Raw genomic sequence first — 25,284 nt, forward strand, 5'->3', positions numbered from 1 at the left:
CCCCCCCCCCCGAGGGGCCGCTGCGCCTGCGGACTGGCAACGCCAGATCCGCGGCCCTGGCTTGATTGATACCCCTGATCGTCAGCGTACAGAATCTCGTGAGGCGATAAACCATGTTTGAACTGATTTTGCTGGCGCCGGTGGCGCAGGTCGAGGCGCTCAGCGATGCGCTTGACGCCCTTGACGCGCTCAGTGTGTCGGTGGAAGACGCCGACGCGCAGACGCCGGCCGAGCAGGCGCTGTTTGGCGAGCCGGGCATGCCACCGCCCCAAGCCGGCTGGGAACACTCCCGGGTGGTGGCACTGTTCGAAACCGAGGTGCTGGCGCGTGATGCGGCGAAGCTGCTGTCCGTCCAGGATTTTTTCGAGGGCTGCCAGGTGGTGGCTATCCAGCCGGTACCCGACCAGGACTGGGTACGGCTGACACAGTCACAGTTTTCACCGGTCGAGATCACGCCCGCCTTCTGGATCGTGCCGACCTGGCATGAACCGCCCGCGCAAGCCACACAGGTGATCCGGCTCGACCCGGGCCTGGCCTTTGGAACCGGTACCCATCCGACCACCCGCATGTGCCTGCGGTGGATAGCTGGTGCCCCCACGCTCGGCACCGGCGTGTCCTCGCTGCCCCCCGAGGGGGCCAATCTTCCTGGGGCCGGCCCGTCGGCAAATTCCGTCACACCGGATGTGGCTTCCCGGCGCATGCCTCTGGGCCGGGTGCTCGACTATGGTTGCGGCTCCGGCATTCTTGCGATTGGTGCAGCCAAATTCGGCGCCGTGGACATCGATGCGGTGGACATCGACGAAGCTGCCGTTCAGTCCACGCTTGCCAATGCGGAGACCAACCACGTGACACTGAACGCCGGCCTGCCGGACAAGGTCGACGGCGTGTATCAGACGGTGCTGGCCAACATCCTGGCGACGCCGCTCAAAGTGCTGGCGCCGCTGCTGTGTTCGCGTGTGGCGCCCGGTGGGTCGTTGGTGCTGGCCGGCATCCTGGATCGGCAGGCCGAAGAGCTCAAGGCGGCTTACGCGCCGCATGCGCAGTTGCACGTGACCGACCAGGAAGACGGCTGGATATTGATGACGGCCCGGCTCTGAGCCTGCGGCGGTTCTCGCGCAGGGCGTGAGGTTCGGGCATATCGGCCCCTTACAATACGGCCCACATGAGTCTGATTACGCGCTGTCCCGCTTGCGGCACGATGTTCAAAGTCGTGGCCGACCAACTGAAAATTTCCCAGGGATGGGTACGTTGTGGTCAGTGTTCAGAGGTATTTGACGCTGCAGCGTATCTGCAGCCGCGCGCCGAGCTCGCCCTTGCCCCGGCGGCTGCGTCAACCCCGGAGGCTGGCGACCGCGCTGTGGTGACCGGATGGGATGGTCCCGAAGCGCCGGTCGCACCCCTGGCAACCATGCTGGTGGCGCCCGAAGCTGCCGAAATCTCACCCCCTGTGCAGCCCGAAACACCGGTGGTGCCGCTGCCCAAGCCCGAAGTCCAGGTGTCCCTGCCGCCCGATCTGGCGGCCGAGGTATTTGCGTCTTCGGTCAGCCCCGACAGCTATGAGTTGCCTGATGCGCCTGCGCGTGAAATGCCGGAAGACAGCAGCTTCAACGATTCCGCTGCACTGCCAGAGGCCCCGCAGGATGTTTCTTTTGTGCGTGATGCCAGGCGCCAGGCCTTCTGGCGCCGGCCTGTCGTGCGCTGGTCGCTCGCCGGAGCAGCACTGCTGCTGATGACAGGCTTGATGCTGCAAGTGGCACTGTTCCAGAGAAACGCGTTGGCCCTGCGTCAGCCCGGCCTGCATGTCGGACTTGAGACGCTGTGCGGCTATCTGGGTTGCGAAATTGGGGCGCTGCGACAGATCGAGTCCATCGTGATTGACAGTTCGTCGTTCAGCAAGATCGCACCCGACATCTACCGCCTCAAGGTGGTGATCAAGAATACCGGCAGCCTTGCGCTGGCCATGCCATCGCTGGAACTCACTCTGACCGACAGCCAGGACCAGGCCCTGCTGCGCCGCGTATTGGCGCCGGGCGAGCTGGGCGCCGAGGCCGGCACATTGGCCGCCGGCGCCGAGTTTTCGGGTCTGCTGACGATTTCTGTTTCCACCGCTGCGGCGGCCCCGTTAACCGCCTCCAGCAGGCCAGCGATTTTGCCCAGACCTTCCGCGCCGCTGCGGATTGTCGGCTACCGCGTCCTTGCTTTTTATCCCTGACTGAATCGAGTCCTTCATGCCTGCTGTAATTTGTGGTTCCCTGGCCTTTGACACCATCATGAGCTTCGAGGGCCGGTTTGCCGAGCAGATCCTGCCCGACCAGCTGCACATCCTCAATGTGTCTTTCCTGGTGCCTGCCCTGCGCCGCGAGTTCGGCGGCTGCGCCGGCAACATTGCCTACAGCCTCAAGCAACTCGGCGGCACGCCCCTGCCCATGGCGACGGTCGGCAGCGACGGCGCCGAGTATGTGGCGCGCCTGGACACGCTGGGCATCAGCACCGAGTTTGTGCGCGAAGTGGCCGATGCCTACACGGCGCAGGCCATGATCATGACGGACCGCGACAACAACCAGATCACGGCTTTTCACCCGGGCGCCATGGGCCAGGCGCACACGACAAAAATCGCGGCACGCACCGACATCCGCATCGGCATCATTTCGCCGGACGGGCGGGACGCCATGCTGCAACACGCCGAGCAGTTCAAGGCGGCCGGCATTCCCTTTGTGTTCGATCCGGGCCAGGGCCTGCCAATGTTTGATGGCAAGGAACTGGCGCACTTCGTCGAGCTGGCGACCTGGGTCACGGTCAACGACTACGAAGCCAAGCTGCTCAGTGACCGGACCGGCCTGTCGATCGCGGAGCTGTCACAAGGTGTCGAAGGCCTCATCGTCACCCTTGGGGCGCAGGGCTGTGAGGTCTGGGTGGCGGGCGAAAAAACGTTGGTGCCGCCGGTCAAGGCTGTGGAGGTGGTGGACCCTACCGGTTGCGGCGATGCATTTCGCGGCGCACTGCTGTTTGGCCTTGAACAGGGCTGGCCGCTGGCACGTTGTGCAGAACTGGGCAACCGTGTCGGCGCGCACAAGATCGCCTTCCGGGGCGGCCAGAACTACACGCTGGATCTCAATCAAATCAGCCACTAGCCCATGATTGACGGGCGCCGCCAGCTATCAAATCACTAGCATGCCGCATTTGCTGTCGCATTAATTTCCCAAAGAAAAAGCCCGGCATCTTGCGATGCCGGGCTTCAAGCAAAAGTACCTTGTTGCTTACGGCTTGCTGGCTGTCGGAAACGGCCAGGCAGCCTGCGGGTTCAGAGTAGTCTGAGCCGCAGGGGCAGCCGGAGCAGCGGGTGCTTTGGCAGCGGGTTTTTTCGCGGCTTTCTTCGCAGCGGGCTTTTTCGCTGCTTTCTTGGCGGCAGGCTTTTTGGCAGCGGGTTTCTTGGCAGCAGCTTTCTTCGCTGGTGCTTTCTTCGCTACTTTTTTCGCCGCAGGCTTTTTAGCTGCTGCTTTTTTCGCAGCTGGCTTTTTGGCCGCTACTTTCTTGGCCGGGGCTTTTTTCGCTGGCGCTTTTTTCGCAGGAGCTTTTTTAGCTGCTACTTTTTTCGCTGGCGCTTTTTTGGCCGGGGCTTTTTTCGCTGCTACTTTTTTAGCAGGCGCTTTTTTAGCCGCTACTTTTTTCGCAGGGGCTTTCTTCGGAGCAGCTTTTTTAGCCGCAGATTTTTTCGCAGTTGCCATAGTTTTCTCCTTGATCACATTGCAAAGAGCACTTCACGTTTGGAGTACGCGAAGCGATTCACGGCGTTGGGCCAACGGATAAACCGTGCCCAGCGCCGCGAACACAGGAGCAAAGCCCAACGCGCACTCTTCGGTAGCGTCACTGGTCATTGCAATTCTTGAAATCATTGGGTTTTGCAGCTTCAATCCCAGGAAAGAGCGCCACCGGACTGGTACTCGATCACACGGGTTTCAAAAAAGTTGCGTTCTTTCTTCAGATCGATCATCTCGCTCATCCATGGGAACGGATTTTCCTCGTTCGGAAACAGCGTCTCCAGGCCGATTTGCGTGGCCCGACGGTTGGCGATGTAGCGAAGGTAACCTTTGAACATGGAGGCGTTCAGGCCCAGCACGCCCCGCGGCATGGTGTCTTCGGCGTAGCGGTATTCGAGCTCGACTGCTTTGAGGAACAGGGCTTTGATCTCAGCTTTGAAGTCTGCAGTCCACAGTAGCGGGTTTTCCAGCTTGAGCTGGTTGATCAGGTCGATGCCAAAGTTGCAGTGCATGGACTCGTCGCGCAGGATGTACTGGTACTGCTCGGCCGCGCCGGTCATTTTGTTCTGACGGCCCAACGCGAGGATCTGGGTGAAGCCAACGTAGAAGAACAGGCCTTCCATCAGGCAGGCAAACACGATCAGCGACTTGAGCAGGGTCTGGTCGGACTCTTGGGTGCCGGTCTTGAAGTTGGGATCAGAGATGGCGTCAATGAAAGGAATCAGGAACTGGTCTTTGTCCCTGATCGACTGCACCTCGTTGTAGGCGTTGAAAATTTCGCTTTCATCCAGACCCAGCGACTCGGTGATGTACTGGTAAGCGTGGGTGTGGATGGCTTCTTCAAACGCCTGGCGCAGCAGGAACTGGCGGCACTCCGGTGCCGTGATGTGGCGGTAGGTGCCCAGCACGATGTTGTTGGCAGCCAGCGAATCGGCGGTGACGAAAAAGCCGAGGTTGCGCTTGACCAGACGGCGTTCATCTTCAGTCAGGCCGTTCGGGTCTTTCCACAGCGCAATGTCTCGCGTCATGTTGACTTCCTGCGGCATCCAGTGGTTGGCGCAGCTGGCGAGGTATTTTTCCCAAGCCCATTTGTACTTGAACGGAACCAGCTGGTTCACGTCGGTCTGGCCGTTAATGATGCGTTTGTCAGCGGCCTTGACGCGGTGTCCGGTGGGCGCAGCGGCAGCGGCAGGCGTTGCTGCTGCGCGTGTCTGCGTGGAGATCAGTGCGCTGTCGTCAAGCATGCGGGTCGCGGCTTGAGGCTGCACGGCGGAAAGAGGCGGAAGCTCCATCAAGCGGCCTTCAGGCAAGCCGCTGGTCAAAGATTTTTGCAACGATGGTTTAGCTTCTTCGTCCCAGGTCAACATAGATGTTTCCAATAAGTTGGATTATGAAAGCAGCGATACAAAATGAAAAGTGTTCATTCACATCGCGATAAATTAGTGTTGCTCAATTACATCGAATCGGGCGCCGGATTTTTCGGTGCAGCGATGCGTTTTGTTATTGGCAAGCTTCGCACCCTGGATCATCAATCGCGCAGAATTTGATGTCGGTCGCAGGTGATGCATCCATCTGCGCCTGCGCCGTGGCCGCTGCTGCATCGAGAGCATTCATGCTGCCAGTGTCGTCGGTGTTGCCCGAGGCGACCGCGTTCATCTTGCCGGCTTTCACGGTAGATTTTTCCGCGTGCGTGGCGCTCATGGTGCGCAGGTAATAAGTGGTCTTCAGCCCACGCAGCCAAGCCAGCTTGTAGGTGTCGTCGAGCTTCTTGCCCGATGCGCCGGCCATGTAGATGTTCAGCGACTGCGCTTGGTCGATCCACTTCTGGCGACGCGACGCGGCCTCGACCAGCCAGGTCGCATCAACCTCGAAGGCGGTGGCATACAGCGCCTTGATGTCCTGCGGTACGCGGTCGACGGGGCGCAGCGATCCGTCGAAGTGCTTGAGGTCCACCACCATCACGTCGTCCCACAGGCCCAGGCGCTTGAGGTCGCGCACCAGGTAGTGGTTGATCACCGTGAATTCACCAGACAGATTTGACTTGACCGAGAGGTTGCCGAAACAGGGCTCGATGCAGGCGTCGACGCCGATGATGTTGGAGATGGTGGCGGTCGGGGCGATGGCCACGCAGTTGGAGTTGCGCATGCCGTCCTTGGCGATCTTCTTGCGCAGGGCGTCCCAGTCCAGCGTGGCCGAGCGGTCCACTTCCAGGTAGCCGCCGCGCTGCTCGGCCAGCAGGTCCAGCGTGTCCAGCGGCAGGATGCCCTGGTCCCACAGCGAGCCCTTGTAGCTGGTGTATTTGCCGCGCTCTCTGGCCAGTTCGGTCGAAGCCCAGTAGGCGTGATAACACACCGCTTCCATGGACTTGTCGGCAAACTCGACGGCGGCATCAGACGCGTACGGGATGCGCAACTCGTACAGGCAATCCTGGAAGCCCATTAGCCCCAAGCCCACCGGGCGATGGCGCATGTTGGAGTCACGGGCCTTCTTGACCGCGTAGTAGTTGATGTCGATCACGTTGTCCAGCATGCGCATGGCCGTGGTGATGGTTTTCTTGAGTTTTTCGTGATCGACGGCACCGTCCTTCAGATGCTGGACCAGGTTGACCGAGCCGAGGTTGCAGACCGCAGTTTCGGTGTCGCTGGTGTTGAGCGTGATCTCGGTGCACAGGTTGGACGAGTGCACCACACCGACGTGCTGCTGGGGCGAGCGCACATTGCAGGCGTCCTTGAAGGTGATCCAGGGATGGCCGGTCTCGAACAGCATCGAGAGCATCTTGCGCCACATGTCGACGGCCTGCAGTTTGCGTGCCGGCTTGATCTCGCCGCGCTCGGCCCGGGCTTCGTAGGCGACATAGGCTTTTTCGAACTCGATGCCGAACTTGTCGTGCAGGTCGGGTGTGTCCGATGGCGAGAACAGTGTCCAGCTGCCCTTCTCCATCACGCGGCGCATGAACAGGTCGGGGATCCAGTTGGCGGTGTTCATGTCGTGCGTGCGGCGGCGGTCGTCGCCGGTGTTCTTGCGCAGCTCCAGGAATTCCTCGATGTCCAAGTGCCAGGTTTCCAGGTAGGCGCAGACCGCTCCCTTGCGTTTGCCGCCCTGGTTGACCGCCACGGCAGTGTCGTTGACCACCTTGAGGAAAGGCACGACGCCCTGGGACTCGCCATTGGTGCCCTTAATGTGGGCGCCGAGCGCGCGCACCGGTGTCCAGTCGTTGCCCAGGCCGCCGGCGAACTTCGACAGCAGCGCGTTTTCCTTGATGGCATCGTAAATGCCACCCAGGTCGTCGGCCACCGTCGTGAGGTAGCAGGACGACAGCTGTGAGCGCAGCGTGCCGGCATTGAACAGCGTGGGTGTGCTCGACATGAAGTCGAACGAGGACATGATTTCGTAGAACTCGATGGCGCGCGCTTCACGGTCGATCTCGTCGAGCGACAGGCCCATGGCCACGCGCATGAAGAAAGCCTGCGGCAGCTCGATGCGCTGCTTGCGTACGTGCAGGAAGTAGCGATCAAACAGGGTCTGCAGGCCCAGGTAGTCGAACTTCAGGTCGCGCTCGGGCTTGAGCGCGGCGCCCAGGCGCTCCAGGTCGAACTGCATCAGCTTTTCGTCCAGCAGCTCGTTCTGCACGCCCTTGGCGATGAACTGGGGGAAGTACTCGGCGTAACGTGTGCCCATGTCTTCCTGGGCCACTTCCTCACCCAGCACCTCGCGACGGATGGTGTGCAGCAACAGGCGCGCGGTGGCGTAGGTGTAGTCGGGATCTTTTTCGATCAGGGTGCGGGCCGCCAGGATGGACGCCTTGTAGACCTCGTCGATGGGCACACCGTCGTACAGGTTGCGCATGGTTTCCTGCACGATGGGGTCGGGTTTGACCTCCGCACCCAGGCCGGCGCAGGACGCCTCAATCAGGGCCTGCAGCCTGCCGATGTCCAGCGTGACTTTTTTTCCACCGTCCAGCACATGCAGCTGCGGCGCCTGGGCGACCGGCGCCTGTGGCTGACGCGCGCGTTCCTGCGTGCGCTTTTCGCGGTACAGCACATAGGCGCGGGCAATTTCGTGGTGGCCACCGCGCATCAGGCCGAGTTCGACCTGGTCCTGCACGTCTTCAATATGGAAGGTGCCGCCGCCCGGGCGCGAACGCATCAGTGCGCGCATCACGGCCTGGGTCAGGCCATCCACGGTTTCACGCACGCTGGCCGACGCTGCGCCCTGGGTGCCATGCACCGCCAGAAAGGCCTTCATCATCGCCACCGCGATCTTGTTCGGCTCAAACGGAACCACCGCGCCGTTGCGGCGAATGATCTGGTAGTGGTTCAGGGGATGGGGGCTGTGGCCGCCGGTCTGGGGGGCCATCGGCACGCCGGTGGCGGCAGGTGCATGTTGGGTTGTTTGCATGGTTCCTCGTTGTGTCGTTGTTGTTGGGAAAGCGGGCGGATTCAGGGCAAAGGGAAAGGGCTGACGGTTGCCGGCGGCGGACACGTTTGGCTGCTGTTCCCTGGGTCGCGGTGCCCCGAATGCATCGAATTGAATAGAGGGCTCAGACACTATACCTAGGGTCTGGAGTGATTTCAAGCACTACAGGTAGTGTATCGCGTGCTTTTGGCAGTGTTACGTTATGTAGCGTTTTCCGCGTGTGAAAAATGCACCAATTTTTGTCGTCGCCCGGATGTATTGATGCTTCGTGCGGCATGTCGGCCAAGTGGCCTCACGTGGCTGGAAGCCGTAGCAGCATTGGTGTCTGGGGCGGCGTGCGCACGCTGCATCAACGCGTATGCATGCGCCGCTTTTTTTCACGCACCCTGCTGGTGTTTTTTTTGGAGCCGCCGATTCAATCGCGTTCGGGAAAACACTTAGCCGGCAAGCCCAGCGAGTCCTGCAGTTGCGGCCAGTCAAAGCCCGGGCCGGGGTCCTGCTTGCGACCGCTGGCGATATGTTGATGACCGGCAATGTGCTGCACCGGGTAGTGGCACATCAGCGCAGCGCAGATGCTGGACAGCGTTTCGTACTGAAGATCTTCGAACAACCCGCCTTCCAGGCCTTCGAGTTCGATGCCAATCGAGTCGTCGTTGCAGTTGCTGCGGCCGCGGTAGCTGGAGGGGCCCGCGTGCCACGCGCGATCGTCGCAACTGACGAATTGCCACAGCCTGCCGTCGCGGGTGATAAAGAAGTGAGCCGAGACCTGCATCCCGCGTATGCCCTGGAAGTAGGGGTGCGCGTCCCAGTCGAGCTCGTTCAGGAACAGCTTTTGCACCTCGCCAGTTCCATACTCGCCGGGCGGCAAGCTGATGGAGTGAAGCACGATCAGGTCGATGGCCACGCGCTCCGGGCGGGGTCCGAAGTTCGGCGAAGCCAGTGCACGGGCATAGCGGTACCAACCCTGGTCCCACAGCGACGGCGCACCAGCCCCCACGCTTGCCACTGCGTGTGCTTCGCTGCCCTCCGAGGGGGCTGGTCCGCCTGCGGGCGACCCGCCGGCAGAACACGCATCTGACAAAAGGCTAGGGTTCATCGGGCGAGTCATCACTGTTCGGCGTGACGATGTTCAGCCGGGCGATGCGATAACGCATCTGGCGCAGGCTGATACCCAGTTTGGCGGCGGCGGCGGTCCGGTTGAACCCGGTTTCCTGCAGCACCTTGGTCAGGATGCCGCGCTCCTGGCTGTCCAGAAAGTCCTGCAGGTTCTCTGGGACCGTGACCGCTTCCGCGGCGGGTTGGGTGTCCACCTGCAGGTCATTGTTTTCGCCAAGGGCAACCGCGCGGTGCAGCATGTTCTCCAGTTCACGCACATTGCCGTTGAAGGGGTGGGCTTGCAATCGGGCCACCACCTGCTCCGACAGCACAGGCACTGGAAGGCCGGACTCGCGGCAGATGCGGCCCAGCAGGTCCTGGCACAACATCGGCAGGTCTTCGCGCCGTTCGCGCAGCGCCGGCACATGAATTTCGATGACGTTGAGCCGGTAATACAAATCCTGACGGAAATGCGCGGACGCCACCGCCGCGCCCAAGTCCTTGTGGGTGGCGCTGACGATGCGCACGTCCACCGTGTCCTCCTGCGCGGAGCCGAGTGGCCGCACCACCCGCTCCTGGATGGAGCGCAGCAGCTTGGACTGCATGGCCAGCGGCAGATCGCCGATTTCGTCGAGGAACAGCGTCCCGCCCTTGGCCGCCTGGAAGTAGCCCTGGCGGTCGTGGGTCGAGCCGGTGTAAGCGCCCTTGCGCGCGCCGAAAAACTCCGCTTCCAGCAGGTTCTCGGGAATGGCGCCGCAATTGACCGCGACAAACGGCCCGGCGGCGCGATGGCTGCAGTCATGCACCGCACGCGCGACGAGTTCCTTGCCGGTGCCGGACTCGCCCTGGATCAGCACCGGCGCCATGCTGCCTGCAACCTTGATGATGCGCGCCTTGACGCTGTGCATGACGGCCGACTCGCCGACCAGACGCTGCAGTGTCTGCGCGCCCTCCTGCGATTTGCCGGACCGCGAGACAGCGGGGCCGGGTTCGATGTCGGCCCTGGTTTTCTCCGCGCCCACCGGGCTCTGGATCGCCGAAGCCACCACGTTGCGGAATTGCTTGAGATCGACCGGCTTGGTCAGGTAGTCGAACGCGCCCGCCTTCAGCGCCTCCACCGCATTTTCGGCAGAGCCATGCGCGGTGATGACGACGCAGCGCTCGGGCCGGTGCTGGCTGACCATCTCACGCAGCAGCTCCAGCCCCAGGCCGTCAGGCAGCCGCATGTCGGTGATCACCGCGTCAAAGCGCCGCTCCTGCAGTTGCACACGCGCCTGCGCCAGGTCAGCAGCGGCTTCCACCCGGTAACCTTCGCGCAGCAGTGTCAGCTCGTAAAGGGTGCGCAGGTCCGGTTCATCGTCGATGACCAGGATGTGGGCCTGATTCGGAGTACTCATGGATATCGTGTTGTATCAGGAAAGCGGTGTGTCAGAACATGGTGTCGATGTCGGAGTGCGGCAGCACCATCTCGGCGGACGCTGGTCTGAAGGTGACGAAAAATTCATTGCCTTCGACATTCCGGCGGGCCGCCCGCCGGTAACCCACCAGCGCGCCGTGGCGCTCGCACAGCTCCCGGCAGATATACAGGCCCAGCCCGCTGGAGCGGCTTTCCGACGAAAAAAATGGTTCGAACAGATGCGACTGCACGGTTTTTTCCAGCGGCTGCCCGTCGCTCCAGACTAGCAGGCGCACCTGGTTCGCAGCTACATCGGTGGAGACCTGAATCGCGGCAGCTGCGGAGCTGGCATAACGCAGCGCGTTGTCCAGCAGGTTGATCATCAGCCGGCGCAGGTGGTCGGCCTCAAACAGGACCGCGGTCTGGCCCGTCCCCGTCTGCACGCTGAGCCGGGCACCGGCCGCATTCTGCTGCGCCCAGTCCGCGCAGATGCGCTGCGTCACGTCGTCCAACCGCAGGGCGCGCGTCTGCACCTGGGGCGCCTGCTCCTGGACACGCGACAGGTTGAGGATTTCCTCGACGATGCGCGCCAGGCGCTGGGCGTTCTGCGCCACCATGCCCGTCAGCTGCCGGTGCCCTGGGTCCTGCAGGTCTTCTTCCAGCAGGGCATTGGCTTGTGTGATGGCTGCCAGGGGGTTCCGGATCTCATGGGCCACAGCAGCAGACATGCGGCCCATGGCGGCCATTTTTTCGGTGCGAACCCTGGCCTCCATTTCCCGCAGGTCTTCCAGGAACATCACGCACAGGCTTTCGTCCGAGCCGTCACGTGACGCAGCCAGCCGGGTGTGTGCCTGCAGGCGTCGGGCGTGGCGCAAAGCGTGCTCCAGACCCACATCAGCCTGCTGCGGCTGTTGCCGTTCAAAAGTCAGGTGCGCCAGTTCAGCCAGCGATCGCCAGGCGGGTTCGCTGGCGAGCACAAAGGGGGCGACGCGCTCCCCACCCTGAGCTGCCAACAGGCGACGCGACGCCGGATTGGCCGCGCGCACGATGCCGTGGGTGTCTATCACCAACACCCCATCGACCAGCGTGTCGATCACCAGTTCATTGACCTGGGCCTGCATGCGCGCGGCGGACTGGCTGCTGTAAGCGCGGTGCTCTTCGCGCGACAGGCGCAGCGCGAGCTGGTTGGCCAGCAGGGCCACGGCGAAAAAGCCGGACCCGCTCAGAGCCGCCTGTAAAAACCGTGCGGTGGCGTCGGCTTGTGTCTGCAGCGACAGCCACCAAGCGTCGGTCAACAGCAGCAGGGTCACGCTGGCGGCCGTCCCGAGCGCCAGCAGGATGGGCCCGAGGATGGACGCCAGCAACACCGGCAAGGCAAACAGGGCGGTGTAGTTGAGCGATCCGAGTTGAAGGAAATTCAGCGCCGAAAAAGCCAGCACATCGATGCCCACGGTGTACAGCCACTGGGTGTCGAAGGTGCTGCCCGGCCGCTTTGGCCGGGCCCAGGTCCACACCACCAGCGTGGCGGCGAAGTAGACCACACACAGCAGGATCATCCCCTCGTGCACCGGCTGACCCAGGGCATAGATGAAGGCCTGCAGGGCGAGCAGTACGCTGGCAATCGTGACGCGCGCCGTCATGAAGGCGCGCCACAGGCGGGCGAAAGATTCGCCGCTAGCGCCAGCGCTCCAGGCGCCGGCGTCGGGTGGACCGAACCAGGAGTTGCCCGAGCCGGTGATGCGGGGCATTCAGGCGTCGCCCTGTCGTCGATGGGCGTCGCTGCAGTACAAGCCTTGTTTGCCCGGCACTGCGTCAGGCCGTGGCAGATGCACCGCGCAGACCGCGCAGGCCACCACCTCGGTGGCTTGTTTCGGGCCGCTGACCGGGCGGGGCGGTGTCTGGTTTTTGTCGCGCAATTCGACACGCCGGTTGTTGCGCCAGAGCCAGATGCCCACCAGCACCACGAGGAAAACGATCAGGTATTTCATACACGCTTCAAAACGACTTCGAGCACAAAACGAGACCCTGCATAACCCAGCAGCAGCAGGCCAGAACCGAGGTAGAGCAGGCGTACCGCCTGAAGGCCGCGCCATCCCAGGCGCGCGCGGCCTGCCAGCAGCCCGGCAAAAGTCAGCCAGGCCAGCACCGAAAATACCGTCTTGTGGTTCCACTGCCAGGCCAATCCCGGTCCGTACAGGGTTTCGGCAAACAGCCAGCCCACTGCCAGCGTGGCGGTGAGCAGTACAAAACCGGCCTGCACAAAACGGAAGGTCAGCCGCTCCAGGGTCAACAGGGGGACGCCGGTGTCCGGTTGCGTTGCCGAACGGATGGACCGCTCCGACCGGTTCATCAGCCAGCCGTGCACCACGGCGGCGGCAAACAGGCCATAGGAGGCAATGCCCAGCGCCCAGTGCAGCGGCAGCCAAGGCGAGGCGATCAGGTGGTAGCTGGAACCGGGAAACACCAGCGCCAGCAATACTGCAGCCGTGCCGAGGCCGGCCAGCGCCCAGCGGGCCTTCAGTTGCGGGAAAAGGCGGCTTTCCACCGCATAGACACTGAGCACCAGCCAGACGGTCATGGACAGGGCTGGCGCAAAGCCGAAGCGGGGCGGATTGCCGAGCAGGCCGTCAGCCAGTGCCAGCGCATGCAGCAGCCAGGCCACGAACAGCACCATGCGGGTGCTTGATTCACTCAGGCGCCGGGCGGCCAGCGCCAGCACGGCGTAGGCCAGCGCGGCGCCGATGGCCGTCGCCAGACCCCACGCAGCGCTCAAAGTTAAAATCATGGCTACAGTTTAGCTGTAGCAGCCTGTTTCGCAGGCCGGTTTTCTTCTTCCACTTCCTTTTTGCTCCAGCTGTGGAGCCTGTTCATGGCCTCTGCCCTTACTGACAAACTTTCCCGCCTCGTCAAGGAGATGCGTGGCCAGGCCCGCATCACCGAGTCCAATGTGCAGGACATGCTGCGCGAGGTGCGCATGGCGCTGCTCGAGGCCGACGTGGCACTGCCCGTCGTGCGCGACTTTATCGCCCGCGTCAAGGAAAAAGCGCTCGGCCAGGAGGTCATGAGCTCGCTGTCGCCGGGTCAGGTGCTGGTCAGCATCGTCAATCGCGAGCTGGCTGCGACCATGGGCGAGGGTGTCAGCGACATCAACCTGGCGGCCCAGCCACCGGCGGTGATCCTGATGGCCGGTCTGCAAGGCGCAGGCAAAACCACGACTACGGCAAAACTCGCCAAACACCTGATCGAAAAGCGCAAGAAGAAGGTGCTGACCGTCTCGGGTGACGTGTACCGCCCAGCGGCGATTGAACAACTCAAAACCGTGACCAAGCAGGCCGGCGCCGAATGGTTTCCGAGTACTGCCGAGCAAAAGCCGGTGGACATCGCGCTGGCTGCGCTTGATTACGCGCGCAAGCACTTCTTCGACGTGCTGCTGGTCGACACCGCCGGCCGTCTGGCGATCGACGAGGCCCTGATGGCCGAGATCAAGGCCTTGCATGCGGTGCTCAAGCCGGTCGAAACCCTGTTTGTGGTGGACGCCATGCAGGGCCAGGATGCAATCAACACGGCGAAAGCCTTCAAGGAAGCGCTGCCACTGACCGGCATCATCCTGACAAAGACGGATGGCGACTCACGCGGCGGCGCCGCGCTTAGCGTGCGGCAGATCACCGGTGCGCCCATCAAGTTTTCCGGCACCAGCGAGAAGATTGACGGGCTTGAGGTATTCGACGCCCAGCGCCATGCCGGCCGCATCCTGGGCATGGGCGACATCGTGGCCCTGGTCGAGCAGGTGACGGCTGGCGTCGACATGGCGGCGGCGCAAAAACTCGCCGCAAAGATGAAGTCCGGCAGCGGCTTTGACCTTGAAGATTTTTTAAGCCAGCTACAGCAGATGAAAAGCATGGGCGGCCTGTCCAGCCTGCTTGACAAGCTGCCCGCGCAGATGGCGGCCAAGGCCGGTCAGGTCGATATGGGCAAGGCCGAAAAAGATATCAAACGCAAAGAAGGCATCATCCAGAGCATGACGCCGCTGGAGCGTCGCAAACCCGAACTGATTAAAGCCACACGCAAGCGACGCATCGCAGCGGGCTCTGGCGTACAGGTTCAGGACGTGAACCGCCTGCTCAACGAGTTTGAGCAGATGCAGAGCATGATGAAAAAGATGAAGGGCGGCGGCATGATGAAGATGATGAAACGCATGGGCGGAATGAAGGGCATGCCCAAGTTTTGAACAAGTTCCGAGATTTTTGAATCAAATAGGCCTCCAGCCCTTATGCGGCGGGCGCAATCAGCTATTAATTCAATAGCAACTCAATAACACCCACCTGCCCGGCAAGGGGCGAGTCACTTTTTTTCGACTTGTGCTGCGAGTAGAACGCCCCATGCCCACCACCCACCTCCTCTACCTCCACGGCTTCCGGTCTTCCCCACAATCGACCAAGGCGCGCCAGGTCGCCGCCTGGGTGCAAAACCGGCATCCGGATGTCACCTGGTGGTGCCCGCAGTTGCCTCCCTCGCCGCGTGAAGCGATGGAGATGCTGAGCCAGGGCATCGCTGGCTGGCCGCGTGACACCATGGCGGTGATAGGTTCCTCGCTGGGCGGCTTTTACGCGACCCATGTGGCCGAGACCTGTGGCTGCAAGGCGGTATTACTCAATCCGGCGGTGAATCCGGCGCGCGATCTGGCGAAGTACATCGGTGAGCAGACGTTCTGGAACAACCCGAATGAACGCTTTTTCTTCGAACCGCGTTTTATCGACGAACTGCACGCGCTCGCCCTGGGGTCGGTGGGCCGTCCTGAGAAATATTCCGCAGTGATTGCCAAGGGCGACGAGGTGCTGGAGTGGCGTGAAATGATTGGCCGTTATCCCGGCGTGCGCATCAAGCTGCTCGAAGGCGGCGACCACGCCATCAGCGACTTCGATTCGCACCTGCCTGAAGTGATGGAATTCCTGGGTCTGTCCTGAGGCCGCGCGCGGGGCGGCTGATTACACTAGGCGGAGTAACCAAAGGATGCTGTTTTGTTTGTATTGTTTGAAGAAGCCGGCAAGTTTCTGGCCGGACGTATTCTGTCCGAGGCGGACAGCTCGCTGCAGGTCGAGCTGGACTCGGGCAAACGGGTCAAGCTCAAGGCCGTCAACGCGCTGCTGAAGTTTGAGAAACCCGCGCCGGCCGAGCTGCTTGCGACGGGGCAAAAAATCAGCGAAGAGATCGACCTGGATCTGGCCTGGGAATTCGCCAGCGAGGAAGAATTCAGCTTTGCCGACCTGGCGCGTGACTACTTCAGCGCCGACCCCTCGAAACCCGCATCCACCGGGCAGCAAGCCGCAGCCCTGTTCCGGCTGTTCGAGGCGCCGCATTATTTCCGCCGCGCCGGCAAAGGCCGTTTCCGTAAGGCACCAGCCGAGATCCTCCAGCAGGCGCTGGCCGCCATCGAGAAGAAAAAACAGGTGGTCGCGCAAATCACCGCCTGGGCCGAAGAACTTGCGCAAGGCAGTTGCCCGGCGCCAGTGCGCGAGCAGCTCTACAAAATCCTGTTCAAGCCCGACAAGAACAGCCCCGAATACAAGGCCGTGGTCGAGGCCTCGCGCGCTGCGCACAAGGCGCCACTGGATTTGCTGCAGCAGGCCGGCGCCATCGCCTCGCCCTACCAGTTTCACTGGAAACGTTTCCTGTTCGAGAACTTCCCAAAAGGTACGGCCTTCCCCGCCGTGCAGGCGCCGCCTGTCAAGCACGCATTGCCACTGGCCGCTGTGCAGGCTTTTTCCATCGACGACTCCAACACCACCGAGATTGACGACGCGATCTCGGTCCAGGGCCTGGGCAGCGGGACCGTCACCTTGGGCATCCATATCGCCGCGCCCGGCCTGGCGGTGTTGCCGGGCAGCCCGATTGATCTGCTGGGCCGTGCGCGCCTGTCCACCGTCTACATGCCGGGCTACAAGCTGACGATGCTGCCCGACGAGGTGGTGCAGAGCTATACCCTGCAGGAAGGGCGCAACTGTCCTGCCCTGTCGCTGTATGTCACGCTGGACGAAGCCACATTGGCCATCGGTGAAACGGCGACGAAGCTGGAGCAAGTACCGATTGCGGCCAACCTGCGCCACGACAAGCTGGATGCGGTGTTCACGGAAGCGTTTTTTGAAACGGCAACAGCGACAGGCGCGCCGCCGGCGGATGTGCCTTGGGGCATCGAGCTGTCCTTTTTGCACCGCTTGGCGCGCCACCTGAAAGCCCAGCGCGAAATCGTGCGCGGCAAACCCGAAAACTTCAACCGGCCCGACTACAACTTCAGCCTGGACAACCCGACCAGCCAGGAGCCCGAGGGCAACGAAAAAGTCAGCATCAGCATCCGCAAGCGCGGCGCACCGCTCGACCTCATCGTCGCCGAAGCCATGATCCTGGCCAACAGCAGTTGGGGCGAGTGGCTGGCCGAACATGGCGTGCCCGGCATCTACCGCAGCCAGGCCAGTCTGGCCCCGGGTGTCAAGGTGCGCATGGGAACCAAGGCCTTGCCACACGCCGGCATCGGTGTCAAAAGTTACGCCTGGGCGACGTCACCGCTACGCCGCTACACCGACCTGGTGAATCAGTGGCAGATCATTGCCTGCGTCACACATGGCCGCACCGCCGCACTCGCCGCGCCCTTCAAGCCCAAGGATGCGGAGCTGTTTTCCATCATCTCGGGGTTCGACGGGGCCTACAGCGCTTACAACGGTTTCCAGGCAGGCATCGAGCGTTACTGGACGCTCAAATACCTGCAGCAAAACGGCATCAGCGAGCTGACTGCCACTGCCTTCAAGGAGAACCTGGTGCGGGCCGACGACCTGCCGCTGGTGCTGCCGGCCATGGGTGCACAAGGCCTGCCCCGCGGCGCGAAGCTGCGCATCCGCCTGGGCGAGATCGACGAAATCACGCTGGATGTCAGCGCAACGGTGATCGAGCGGCTCGACCTTGTGGTTGACGAAGCTTCTGCCGAGCAGGTGGACGAGGAAGACAACGAATCGGAAATTGCCGCCGGACCGATCTCGATTGCCGTCGATCTGAACGAAGCACCGGCCGATGCGGCGGGCATGCCGGCCCAGGCGGCCTAACCCCGATAATTCTGTCCTGTGAAGTCACCCAGCACCCTGCACATCGCCCTGGGCTTTTCTGTTGCCCTGCACGCGGTGCTGCTGACAGTGCGTTTTGTCGACCCGGAACGGTTCAACCGCGTGTTCCAGGACACGCCGCTGGAAGTCATCCTGGTCAACGCCAAATCCAACGAGCGCCCGGACGCCGCCAAAGCCATCGCCCAGGCTTCTCTGGCCGGCGGCGGTGATGCCGAGCGGGGCCGCGCCACCAGTCCGCTGCCGCCATCAGCGCTGACCGAGGTTGGTGACGCGAGCGAAGATGCGCAGCGCAAGATCGAGGCCATGCAGGAGCAGCAGACGCTGCTGCTGGCCCAGATCAAGAAAGAGCTCGCATCCATGCCGCCGCCCGATCCCAAGGTGACAGCCCGCGATGCGGCGCAGGCCGAGCGCGAGGAAAAACGCAAACAGCTCATCAAGATCCTGGCCGAAATCGAGCGGCGCATCAATGAAGAAAATGCGCGGCCGAAAAAGCGCTACATCAGCCCGGCGACGCGTGAAGAGGTCTACGCGATCTATTACGACGCGCTGCGCCGCAAGATCGAGGAGCGTGGCACGGTCAACTTCCCCGAGCTGGCCGGCAAGAAGCTGTACGGTGAACTGACCATGGTGCTGACCATCAATTTTGACGGCCGCGTGTTGTCCACCGAGGTGGCCGAGACTTCGGGCAACCTCACGCTGGACCGGCGCGCGCAAAGCATTGCGCGCAGTACCGGACCCTTCGGTACTTTCAGCGAAGCGATGCGCCGCAAGGCCGACCAGATCGTGGTGGTCTCGCGTTTCAAGTTCACGCGCGACGAAACGCTTGAAACCAAACAACTCGAGCGTTAAGGCATCACCCTCACCATGGATCACTACTGCGTCCTCGGCAACCCGGTTGCCCACAGCAAGTCGCCGACCATCCACGCGCGCTTCGCCGAGCTGACCGGTCAGGCCTTGAACTACGGCAGGCAGCTCGCGCCACTCGACGGCTTTACCGCCACCTTGCTGGCGTGGATCGCGGGCGGTGGCCGCGGCTGCAATGTGACGGTGCCCTTCAAGTTCGAGGCCTTCCGCCTGGCAGGCACCGCCAGTGAACGCGCCACGCTGGCGCAGGCTGCCAACACGCTGAAGTTCAGCGGCGCCGGAATGATCGAAGCAGACAACACGGACGGTGTTGGCCTGGTCAATGACATCCAGCTCAACGCAGGCATCAGCCTGGCCGGGCGCGACATCCTGCTGTTGGGCGCCGGCGGCGCAGCCGCCGGTGTGCTGGGCCCGCTGCTGGCGGCCGGGCCGCGCCGGCTGGTGGTCACCAATCGCACCCACGCCAAAGCGCTGGACCTGGTGGCACGCCATGACAGCCACCCGTCGCTGCGCACCTTGCTACAAAAAACAGAGCTGCTTGCGCAGGAACAGCAAGGGCTGGAGGTCGATTTTGATGTGATTGTCAATGCCACGGCGAGCAGCCTGGGCGGCGGTGAGGCGGTTCCGGTGAGTGCGCGCGTGCTCAAGCCCGGAGCGCTGGCCTACGACATGATGTACGGCGCGGCGGCGCAAAGGTTTGGCGACTGGGCGTTGGCGCATGGCGCGGTGCCGCGCGATGGCCTGGGCATGCTGGTCGAACAGGCGGCCGAATCCTTTGCCTTCTGGCGCGGCGTGCGGCCGCCCTCGGCCCAGGTGCTGCAGGAAATGCGCGAGGCAAACGCATGAAGGCGCTGCTGCGCTGGATGCTTCTGGTGCTGATCGCCGGCCTGGGGGTACAACTTTATTTTGTCAGTCGCATCGCGCTGATGGCGGTTGTCGACCCGCAGTCGACGGCCTTCCAGCGCTCTGAGATTTATCGGCTGGCGACTGAACAAGGCAGTCTGAAGTGGCGCCAGCAATGGGTCCCTTATTCAGAACTGTCCGACAAGCTCAAACGCGCGGTGATCGCGTCCGAGGATGCGACCTTTATCGAACACGAAGGCGTGGACGTGGAAGCGCTGGAAAAAGCCTGGGAGAAAAATACCCAAGCCGAGCAGCGCGCTGAAAAATCAGCCAGCCGGCTCGGCAGCAAAGCAGCGCCGACCGGCAGCAGCAAAGCGTCCAGACCACCCAAAGTTGTGGGCGGCTCCACCATCACCCAGCAACTTGCCAAAAACCTGTTCCTGTCGGGTGAGCGCACGTTGATGCGCAAGGGCGAAGAGCTGGTGCTGACGTTGTTGCTCGAGGCACTGCTGGACAAGCAGCGCATCCTGGAGATCTACCTCAACAATGTCGAATGGGGCGAAGGCGTGTTTGGCGCCGAAGCTGCGGCGCAGCATTATTTCCGCAAACCCGCTGCCAAACTCAGCGCCTACGAAGCAGCCCGCCTGGCGGTGATGCTGCCGCGCCCCAAGTATTTTGAAACCCGGCCTGGTTCGGGTTATCTTGCCTCGCGCGCGTCCACCATCGCTGCGCGCATGGGCGGGGTGGAGGTGCCATGAATCTACGGGCAAAAGCCATGAGCCTGTTTTTGCTGGGTCTGATCCGCGCGCTGACCGGCGCGCAGGCGCGGTGGCAGGGCTGCCCACCCAAGGCCGAGCAGCGGATCTATTTTGCGAACCATCAAAGCCATGCCGACCTGGTGCTGATGTGGGCCGCGCTGCCCAGCGAACTGCGCAGCATCACGCGGCCGATCGCGGCAAAGGATTATTGGACCAAAACGCCGTTCAAGCGGTGGATCACCACGGCGGTGTTCAACGCCATTTATGTGGACCGTGCCAAAACCACCGACCAGGACCCGCTGGAGCCGCTGATCGATGCGCTGGAAAGCGGCGACTCCATCATCCTGTTCCCGGAAGGGACACGCGGCAACCAGGAAGAGCCGCAGGCCTTCAAGTCAGGCCTGTACAACCTCGCGCAGAAGTTTCCCCAGGTGGTGCTGGTGCCAGCCTGGATCAACAACGTGCAGCGGGTGATGCCCAAGGGTGAAGTGGTGCCAGTTCCCATCCTGTGCTCGGTAACCTTCGGCGCGCCGCTGGCACTTGAGGCCGGCGAAGACCGCAGCAGCTTCCTGACACGTGCGCGGCAGGCCGTCATGGCGCTGAAAGATACCTGATGAGCAGCTTCCTGCGCAACCTCACGCCCTCGCAGCAGGTCGGCCTGCTGTTCGTGATGGTGTTTGGCCTGCTGATTGCCGCCAGCATCTGGGCGCTGGTGATCTCTTTGCGCGATGACGGCGAGAATGAAATTCGGACCCAGGACATCCGGGAGATGACCAGCCTGCTCAACACCTCTTGGGTGATGTGTACCGTGTTCTGGCTGGCGTGGGCCTCGGGCGAAACGATGGCGACGCTGCTATTTGCCATCATCGCTTTTTTTGCATTGCGCGAATTCATCACGCTTTCCCCGACGCGCCGCGGCGACCACCGCAGCCTGGTGCTGGCCTTTTTTGTGGTGCTCCCGGTGCAGTTCTGGCTGGTGATCACCAAACGCTTCGACCTGGTGACAGTGTTCATCCCGGTCTATGTCTTCCTGCTGATCCCCGTCGTCAGCGCGCTGGCCAACGACCCGCAGCGTTTCCTGGAACGCAACGCCAAGCTGCAATGGGGCATCATGGTCTGCGTCTACGGCATCAGCCATGTGCCGGCGCTGTTGCAGTTGGGCTTTCCCAGCTACAGCGGTAAAAACGCCTTCCTCGTCTTCTTCCTGGTATTTGTGGTGCAGACCGGCATGCTGGTGCAACACCTGGCCAGCCGCAGGTGGCCGCGCAAGGCGACGGCGCCGCAGGTCAGTCAGAGCTTCAACTGGACCAGCTGGCTGATCGGGCTCGCAGTCGGCGGTTTTATCGGCGGCCTGATGTCCGGCCTGACGCCCTTCAAGCCAGCACAGGCGGTGGCCATGGCGCTGATTGCGTGTATCGCCGGCTCGCTGGGCCATCTGGTGATGAAGGCGCTCAAGCGCGATCGCGGCATCACCAACTGGGGCAGCGAAGGCAAGTCGGTCACCGGCGCCAGCGGCCTGCTGGATCGGGTCGATGCCCTGTGTTTTGCAGCGCCCGTGTTTTTTCACTCGGTTCGATGGTATTTTGGCCTCTAGCCCCCGTCCAGCAAGCGCGAGCAGCTATCAAAAGAAGAGCATATGAGGATTCTGGGAATCGACCCCGGCCTGCAGATTACCGGCTTCGGCGTGATCGACGTGGACGGGCCGTCGCTGACCTATGTGGCCAGCGGCACCATCAAGACCACCCACCTGGACCGGGGTAACCTGCCGGCACGGCTCAAGGTGCTATTCGACGGCATCTGCGAAATCACCGCCCGCTACAGCCCGGACAGCTCGGCCTGCGAGATCGTGTTTGTCAACGTGAACCCGCAGGCCACGCTGATGCTGGGCCAGGCACGCGGCGCCTGCGTCACGGCACTGGTCAGCTGCAACATCGAGGTTGCCGAATACACGCCGCTGCAGATGAAAAAGGCTGTGGCCGGTTATGGCAAGGCCGGCAAGCCCGAGGTGCAGGAGATGGTCAAACGTCTGCTCAAACTGCCGGGGCTGCCCGGCAAGGACGCCGCCGATGCGCTGGCGCTGGCGATCACCCATGCCCATGTGGGCGCTTCCGCGGCGATCCTGGCACGCGCCACAACGCTGGGCCGCACATCCACCGCCTCATTCAAGGACGGGCGGCATCACTGAACCAGCGCTGCCTGACTTCTGTTAATCCCAAGCCAACTGGTCGGCGATCAGGATGGCGAAAAAGATGAAGGCGGCGACCAGGGTGCCGCCGAGTATCCGGAGGCCGGTGCGTTTGTAGCGGACGTTGGATGTGATCGCGAACAGCGCGAACGAGATGCCGGCAGCCACCAGCAGCAAAACAATGATGACGCGAAAAACAGCCATGCAGCTACCACGCCCGCGCCAGCTGCGCAAAACCCTGAGGGGCTTTCTTCTCGTCCTCGAACGTCACCAGCTCGTAGGCATCAGCATGTGACAGCAACTCACGCAGCAGCTTGTTGTTCAGCGCGTGGCCGGAGCGGAAGGCGCTGTAAGCCGCCAGCAAGGGCTTGCCGAGCAGGTAGAGGTCGCCCATGGCGTCCAGAATCTTGTGTTTGACGAACTCGTCGTTGTAACGCAGGCCATCGGTGTTGAGCACTTTGTAGTCGTCCATGACGACGGCATTGTCGAGGCCGCCGCCGAGCGCCAGCCCGTTGGCCCGCAGCATCTCCACTTCCTTGGTGAATCCGAAGGTCCGAGCCCGGGCGATGTCGCGAGTGTAGGAGCCCGAGCCAATGTCAAACTCGACGCGCTGGCCGGTGGAGTCCACGGCAGGATGGTCAAATTCAATTTCAAAACTGAGCTTGTAGCCTTCGTAGGGACTCAGGCGCGCCCACTTGACATTAGCGCCGTCGCCCTCGCGCACTTCCACCGGCTTGAGCACCCTGATGAAACGCTTAGGTGCTGCCTGCAGCGCAATGCCGGCGGATTGCAGCAAGAACACAAAGGAAGAGGCCGAGCCATCCAGAATCGGCACCTCTTCGGCGGTGATGTCGATATACAGGTTGTCGATGCCCAGACCGGCGCAGGCCGACATCACGTGTTCAACAGTGCGCACCTTAGCGCTACCGCCGGAAATGGTGGACGCCAGGCGTGTGTCCGACACCGCCTGCGCGGAGATGGGAATATCTACCGGCTGCGGCAGATCCACGCGCCTGAACACAATGCCGGTGTCCGGCGCTGCCGGCCGCAAGGTCAGCTCGACCCGCTGCCCGCTGTGCAGGCCCACACCGACGGCCTTGGTCAGGGATTTGAGGGTTCTTTGGGCGAGCATGGGTTTATTTTAATTGGGGTGGGTTAAGCGGGGGTAAAGCATGGATATGTCGATTCTCGCCATCCCCGTGGTCTTCGGACTCTATGGCGCGCCAGCTAGCCGGGTCTCGCCCCGGCAGGCGAGTTACCTTTCTTTGTCTCGCCAAAAAAACCGAACGGAAAGCAAGGCGACCCGATGGTCTGGGTCCCCTGCGCTGCGCTCCTCGGCCCAGCCCGACGGGTGGGGGATGGGAAGCGGACACTGGGGACAAAATCCGGAGCAGAAGAAGCGCGCAGCGCTTCTTCTGCGGGAATCCCAACAGGCTGCCATGCTTGCAAGCGAGCGCAGCTCACGCGGCCAAATGAGGCTCTCTTCCATCGCCCAGCGGGGGCGAGGGAAGGGCGGGGGGTTGGGAGTGGGGAGTTACGCCTACTGTCCCCAACGAACCGGGAACAGGGTGTGATGCCTCACACCAAACTAGTCGGCCTGCTTACGCAAAAACGCAGGAATTTCGAAATCGTCCATGCCGCCGGACGCCAACGCATCGACCTTGGCTGCCGCTTGCGTGCGGTTGGTACGCCACACGCTGGGAACCGCCATGTTGCCGTAGTCGGGTTGGGCCGAACCCATGCTGCCGCCGGGATGCGCGCTGTTGACCGACCCGCTGCCTACCGACATATTGAGCACAGGCATGTTGTCAGTCCCGGTGCGCAGCACCTGCAGCGGCGGCGCCGTGCGGCGCGCGCCCTGGCGGCTCAGGCCGGTGGCCACCACCGTGACGCGGATGTCATCGCCAAGCTCGTCGTCGTAGGCCGTGCCATAGATCACATGCGCGTCGGGCGAGGCATAGGCGCGGATAGTGTTCATCGCCAGCTTGGACTCGTTGAGCTTGAGCGAACCCTTTGCGGCGCTGATCAGCACCAGCACGCCCTTGGCGCCCGAGAGGTCGATGCCTTCGAGCAGCGGGCAGGCCACCGCCTGTTCGGCAGCGATGCGCGCGCGGTCCGGGCCGTTGGCGCGGGCCGTGCCCATCATGGCTTTGCCGGGCTCGCCCATCACGGTGCGCACGTCTTCGAAGTCGACGTTCACGTGGCCGGGAACGTTGATGATCTCGGCAATGCCGCCGACGGCGTTTTTCAGCACGTCGTTGGCGTGCGCAAAGGCCTCGTCCTGCGTCACCTCATCACCCAGCACTTCGAGCAGCTTCTCGTTGAGGACCACGATCAGCGAATCGACGTTGGCTTCCAGCTCGGCCAGGCCGAGGTCGGCGTTGGTCATCCGGCGACCACCTTCGAACTCGAATGGCTTGGTCACCACCCCGACGGTCAAAATCCCCATCTCCTTGGCGATGCGCGCGATGACGGGCGCGGCGCCGGTCCCGGTGCCGCCGCCCATGCCGGCGGTGATGAACAACATGTGTGCGCCGGCAATCGCCTCGCGGATGTCTTCCACCGCCATCTCTGCCGAGTCGCGGCCCTTCTCGGGCTTGCTGCCCGCGCCCAGGCCGCTGCCGCCCAGCTGGATCTGCTTGTGCGCGCTGCCGCGGCCCAGGGCCTGGGCATCGGTGTTGGCGCAGATGAACTCCACGCCCTGCACGTTGCGTTCAATCATGTGTTCGACCGCGTTGCCGCCGCCGCCGCCCACGCCAATCACCTTGATTTGCGTGCCCTGGTTGAACTCTTCGATTTCAATCATTTCGATGCTCATGTGAGCCTCCTATCGGTATGTTTGCAGTTGCCAAAAATTTTG

23 protein-coding genes are annotated in these 25,284 nt (G+C 62.6%); 12 read left to right on the forward strand and 11 right to left on the reverse strand.

Features of this window, described 5'->3' with window-relative positions; translation table 11 throughout:
* The first annotated feature begins 113 nt into the window (after positions 1–113).
* The 3 genes from H0W47_RS07160 (at position 114) to H0W47_RS07170 (ending at position 3,131) form a co-directional block, all read left to right on the forward strand.
* Positions 114–1,097 (forward strand): 50S ribosomal protein L11 methyltransferase, encoded by a 984-nt coding sequence (locus tag H0W47_RS07160; RefSeq protein WP_296922378.1) that lies wholly within the window; start codon positions 114–116, stop codon positions 1,095–1,097.
* Positions 1,098–1,162: 65 nt separating this feature from the next.
* Complete coding sequence (locus H0W47_RS07165) at positions 1,163–2,212, forward strand: DUF3426 domain-containing protein (protein WP_296922381.1); 1,050 nt, start codon at positions 1,163–1,165, stop codon at positions 2,210–2,212.
* A gap of 16 nt (positions 2,213–2,228) precedes the next feature.
* The gene (locus H0W47_RS07170; protein WP_296922385.1) at positions 2,229–3,131 is read left to right on the forward strand and encodes a carbohydrate kinase family protein; all 903 of its coding nucleotides are present in this window, start codon (positions 2,229–2,231) and stop codon (positions 3,129–3,131) included.
* A gap of 126 nt (positions 3,132–3,257) precedes the next feature.
* Here H0W47_RS07170 and H0W47_RS07175 read toward each other — a convergent pair whose 3' ends face one another.
* The 8 genes from H0W47_RS07175 to H0W47_RS07210 form a co-directional block, all read right to left on the reverse strand.
* Complete coding sequence (locus H0W47_RS07175) at positions 3,258–3,725, reverse strand: histone H1-like DNA-binding protein (protein ID WP_296922388.1); 468 nt, start codon at positions 3,723–3,725, stop codon at positions 3,258–3,260.
* A 182-nt stretch (positions 3,726–3,907) separates the two neighbouring features.
* On the reverse strand, positions 3,908–5,125 hold the full coding sequence (locus H0W47_RS07180) for a ribonucleotide-diphosphate reductase subunit beta (protein WP_296922391.1): 1,218 nt from the start codon (positions 5,123–5,125) through the stop codon (positions 3,908–3,910).
* Between the two features lie 133 nt (positions 5,126–5,258).
* Complete coding sequence (locus H0W47_RS07185) at positions 5,259–8,114, reverse strand: ribonucleoside-diphosphate reductase subunit alpha (protein WP_296922493.1); 2,856 nt, start codon at positions 8,112–8,114, stop codon at positions 5,259–5,261.
* Between the two features lie 475 nt (positions 8,115–8,589).
* Positions 8,590–9,171: a 1,6-anhydro-N-acetylmuramyl-L-alanine amidase AmpD gene (ampD, locus tag H0W47_RS07190; RefSeq protein ID WP_296922394.1), complete on the reverse strand. Its 582-nt coding sequence runs from the start codon at positions 9,169–9,171 to the stop codon at positions 8,590–8,592.
* 88 nt (positions 9,172–9,259) lie between these two features.
* Entirely contained in the window at positions 9,260–10,666 is a 1,407-nt protein-coding gene (locus H0W47_RS07195) for a sigma-54 dependent transcriptional regulator (RefSeq protein ID WP_296922397.1), read from the reverse strand.
* Positions 10,667–10,697: 31 nt separating this feature from the next.
* On the reverse strand, positions 10,698–12,413 hold the full coding sequence (locus H0W47_RS07200; protein ID WP_296922401.1) for an ATP-binding protein: 1,716 nt from the start codon (positions 12,411–12,413) through the stop codon (positions 10,698–10,700).
* The gene (locus H0W47_RS07205) at positions 12,414–12,653 is read right to left on the reverse strand and encodes a PP0621 family protein (protein WP_296922403.1); all 240 of its coding nucleotides are present in this window, start codon (positions 12,651–12,653) and stop codon (positions 12,414–12,416) included.
* Positions 12,650–13,450: an inner membrane protein YpjD gene (locus H0W47_RS07210; RefSeq protein WP_296922406.1), complete on the reverse strand. Its 801-nt coding sequence runs from the start codon at positions 13,448–13,450 to the stop codon at positions 12,650–12,652. Before H0W47_RS07210 ends, H0W47_RS07205 begins: the two co-directional genes overlap by 4 nt.
* 84 nt (positions 13,451–13,534) lie before the next feature.
* Here H0W47_RS07210 and ffh point away from each other — a divergent pair, with 84 nt between their 5' ends.
* The 9 genes from ffh (at position 13,535) to ruvC (ending at position 22,424) form a co-directional block, all read left to right on the forward strand.
* On the forward strand, positions 13,535–14,893 hold the full coding sequence (ffh, locus tag H0W47_RS07215; RefSeq protein ID WP_296922409.1) for a signal recognition particle protein: 1,359 nt from the start codon (positions 13,535–13,537) through the stop codon (positions 14,891–14,893).
* Between the two features lie 151 nt (positions 14,894–15,044).
* Entirely contained in the window at positions 15,045–15,629 is a 585-nt protein-coding gene (locus tag H0W47_RS07220) for a YqiA/YcfP family alpha/beta fold hydrolase (RefSeq protein ID WP_296922412.1), read from the forward strand.
* Positions 15,630–15,683: 54 nt separating this feature from the next.
* Positions 15,684–17,756 carry an RNB domain-containing ribonuclease gene (locus H0W47_RS07225; RefSeq protein ID WP_296922415.1) on the forward strand — a complete coding sequence of 691 codons (2,073 nt, stop codon included), beginning with the start codon at positions 15,684–15,686 and terminating at the stop codon, positions 17,754–17,756.
* Positions 17,757–17,774: 18 nt separating this feature from the next.
* Complete coding sequence (locus H0W47_RS07230) at positions 17,775–18,623, forward strand: energy transducer TonB (RefSeq protein ID WP_296922418.1); 849 nt, start codon at positions 17,775–17,777, stop codon at positions 18,621–18,623.
* A 3-nt stretch (positions 18,624–18,626) separates the two neighbouring features.
* Complete coding sequence (gene aroE, locus H0W47_RS07235) at positions 18,627–19,484, forward strand: shikimate dehydrogenase (RefSeq protein ID WP_296922495.1); 858 nt, start codon at positions 18,627–18,629, stop codon at positions 19,482–19,484.
* Positions 19,481–20,239 (forward strand): transglycosylase domain-containing protein, encoded by a 759-nt coding sequence (locus H0W47_RS07240; RefSeq protein WP_296922422.1) that lies wholly within the window; start codon positions 19,481–19,483, stop codon positions 20,237–20,239. Before aroE ends, H0W47_RS07240 begins: the two co-directional genes overlap by 4 nt.
* Positions 20,236–20,853 carry a 1-acyl-sn-glycerol-3-phosphate acyltransferase gene (locus tag H0W47_RS07245; protein ID WP_296922423.1) on the forward strand — a complete coding sequence of 206 codons (618 nt, stop codon included), beginning with the start codon at positions 20,236–20,238 and terminating at the stop codon, positions 20,851–20,853. Before H0W47_RS07240 ends, H0W47_RS07245 begins: the two co-directional genes overlap by 4 nt.
* Positions 20,853–21,833 carry a phosphatidate cytidylyltransferase gene (locus tag H0W47_RS07250; RefSeq protein WP_296922426.1) on the forward strand — a complete coding sequence of 327 codons (981 nt, stop codon included), beginning with the start codon at positions 20,853–20,855 and terminating at the stop codon, positions 21,831–21,833. The genes H0W47_RS07245 and H0W47_RS07250 overlap by 1 nt, the downstream gene beginning before the upstream one ends.
* Before the next feature lie 42 nt (positions 21,834–21,875).
* Entirely contained in the window at positions 21,876–22,424 is a 549-nt protein-coding gene (gene ruvC, locus H0W47_RS07255; protein ID WP_296922429.1) for a crossover junction endodeoxyribonuclease RuvC, read from the forward strand.
* A 21-nt stretch (positions 22,425–22,445) separates the two neighbouring features.
* Here ruvC and H0W47_RS07260 read toward each other — a convergent pair whose 3' ends face one another.
* From H0W47_RS07260 to ftsZ, 3 genes are all read right to left on the reverse strand, one after another.
* Positions 22,446–22,628 carry a hypothetical protein gene (locus H0W47_RS07260; protein ID WP_296922432.1) on the reverse strand — a complete coding sequence of 61 codons (183 nt, stop codon included), beginning with the start codon at positions 22,626–22,628 and terminating at the stop codon, positions 22,446–22,448.
* A 4-nt stretch (positions 22,629–22,632) separates the two neighbouring features.
* On the reverse strand, positions 22,633–23,556 hold the full coding sequence (gene lpxC, locus H0W47_RS07265) for a UDP-3-O-acyl-N-acetylglucosamine deacetylase (protein WP_296922435.1): 924 nt from the start codon (positions 23,554–23,556) through the stop codon (positions 22,633–22,635).
* Positions 23,557–24,012: 456 nt separating this feature from the next.
* A complete protein-coding gene (gene ftsZ / locus H0W47_RS07270; protein WP_296922438.1) occupies positions 24,013–25,242 on the reverse strand; it encodes a cell division protein FtsZ in 1,230 nt (409 codons plus the stop codon).
* Positions 25,243–25,284 lie beyond the last annotated feature (42 nt).

Origin of the sequence: Polaromonas sp., assembly GCF_013817205.1 — a bacterium.
Classification (GTDB): Bacteria; Pseudomonadota; Gammaproteobacteria; order Burkholderiales; family Burkholderiaceae_C; genus Polaromonas.

What these genes read in the sequence shown, in the direction of transcription:
- H0W47_RS07160 (WP_296922378.1), top strand. Translation starts at nt 114, where the DNA reads ATGTTTGAACTGATTTTGCTGGCGCCGGTGGCGCAGGTCGAGGCGCTC.
- H0W47_RS07165 (WP_296922381.1), top strand. Translation starts at nt 1,163, where the DNA reads ATGAGTCTGATTACGCGCTGTCCCGCTTGCGGCACGATGTTCAAAGTC.
- H0W47_RS07170 (WP_296922385.1), top strand. Translation starts at nt 2,229, where the DNA reads ATGCCTGCTGTAATTTGTGGTTCCCTGGCCTTTGACACCATCATGAGC.
- H0W47_RS07175 (WP_296922388.1), bottom strand. Translation starts at nt 3,725, where the DNA reads ATGGCAACTGCGAAAAAATCTGCGGCTAAAAAAGCTGCTCCGAAGAAA.
- H0W47_RS07180 (WP_296922391.1), bottom strand. Translation starts at nt 5,125, where the DNA reads ATGTTGACCTGGGACGAAGAAGCTAAACCATCGTTGCAAAAATCTTTG.
- H0W47_RS07185 (WP_296922493.1), bottom strand. Translation starts at nt 8,114, where the DNA reads ATGGCCCCCCAGACCGGCGGCCACAGCCCCCATCCCCTGAACCACTAC.
- H0W47_RS07195 (WP_296922397.1), bottom strand. Translation starts at nt 10,666, where the DNA reads ATGAGTACTCCGAATCAGGCCCACATCCTGGTCATCGACGATGAACCG.
- H0W47_RS07200 (WP_296922401.1), bottom strand. Translation starts at nt 12,413, where the DNA reads ATGCCCCGCATCACCGGCTCGGGCAACTCCTGGTTCGGTCCACCCGAC.
- H0W47_RS07205 (WP_296922403.1), bottom strand. Translation starts at nt 12,653, where the DNA reads ATGAAATACCTGATCGTTTTCCTCGTGGTGCTGGTGGGCATCTGGCTC.
- H0W47_RS07210 (WP_296922406.1), bottom strand. Translation starts at nt 13,450, where the DNA reads ATGATTTTAACTTTGAGCGCTGCGTGGGGTCTGGCGACGGCCATCGGC.
- ffh (WP_296922409.1), top strand. Translation starts at nt 13,535, where the DNA reads ATGGCCTCTGCCCTTACTGACAAACTTTCCCGCCTCGTCAAGGAGATG.
- H0W47_RS07220 (WP_296922412.1), top strand. Translation starts at nt 15,045, where the DNA reads ATGCCCACCACCCACCTCCTCTACCTCCACGGCTTCCGGTCTTCCCCA.
- H0W47_RS07240 (WP_296922422.1), top strand. Translation starts at nt 19,481, where the DNA reads ATGAAGGCGCTGCTGCGCTGGATGCTTCTGGTGCTGATCGCCGGCCTG.
- H0W47_RS07245 (WP_296922423.1), top strand. Translation starts at nt 20,236, where the DNA reads ATGAATCTACGGGCAAAAGCCATGAGCCTGTTTTTGCTGGGTCTGATC.
- H0W47_RS07250 (WP_296922426.1), top strand. Translation starts at nt 20,853, where the DNA reads ATGAGCAGCTTCCTGCGCAACCTCACGCCCTCGCAGCAGGTCGGCCTG.
- ruvC (WP_296922429.1), top strand. Translation starts at nt 21,876, where the DNA reads ATGAGGATTCTGGGAATCGACCCCGGCCTGCAGATTACCGGCTTCGGC.
- H0W47_RS07260 (WP_296922432.1), bottom strand. Translation starts at nt 22,628, where the DNA reads ATGGCTGTTTTTCGCGTCATCATTGTTTTGCTGCTGGTGGCTGCCGGC.
- lpxC (WP_296922435.1), bottom strand. Translation starts at nt 23,556, where the DNA reads ATGCTCGCCCAAAGAACCCTCAAATCCCTGACCAAGGCCGTCGGTGTG.
- ftsZ (WP_296922438.1), bottom strand. Translation starts at nt 25,242, where the DNA reads ATGAGCATCGAAATGATTGAAATCGAAGAGTTCAACCAGGGCACGCAA.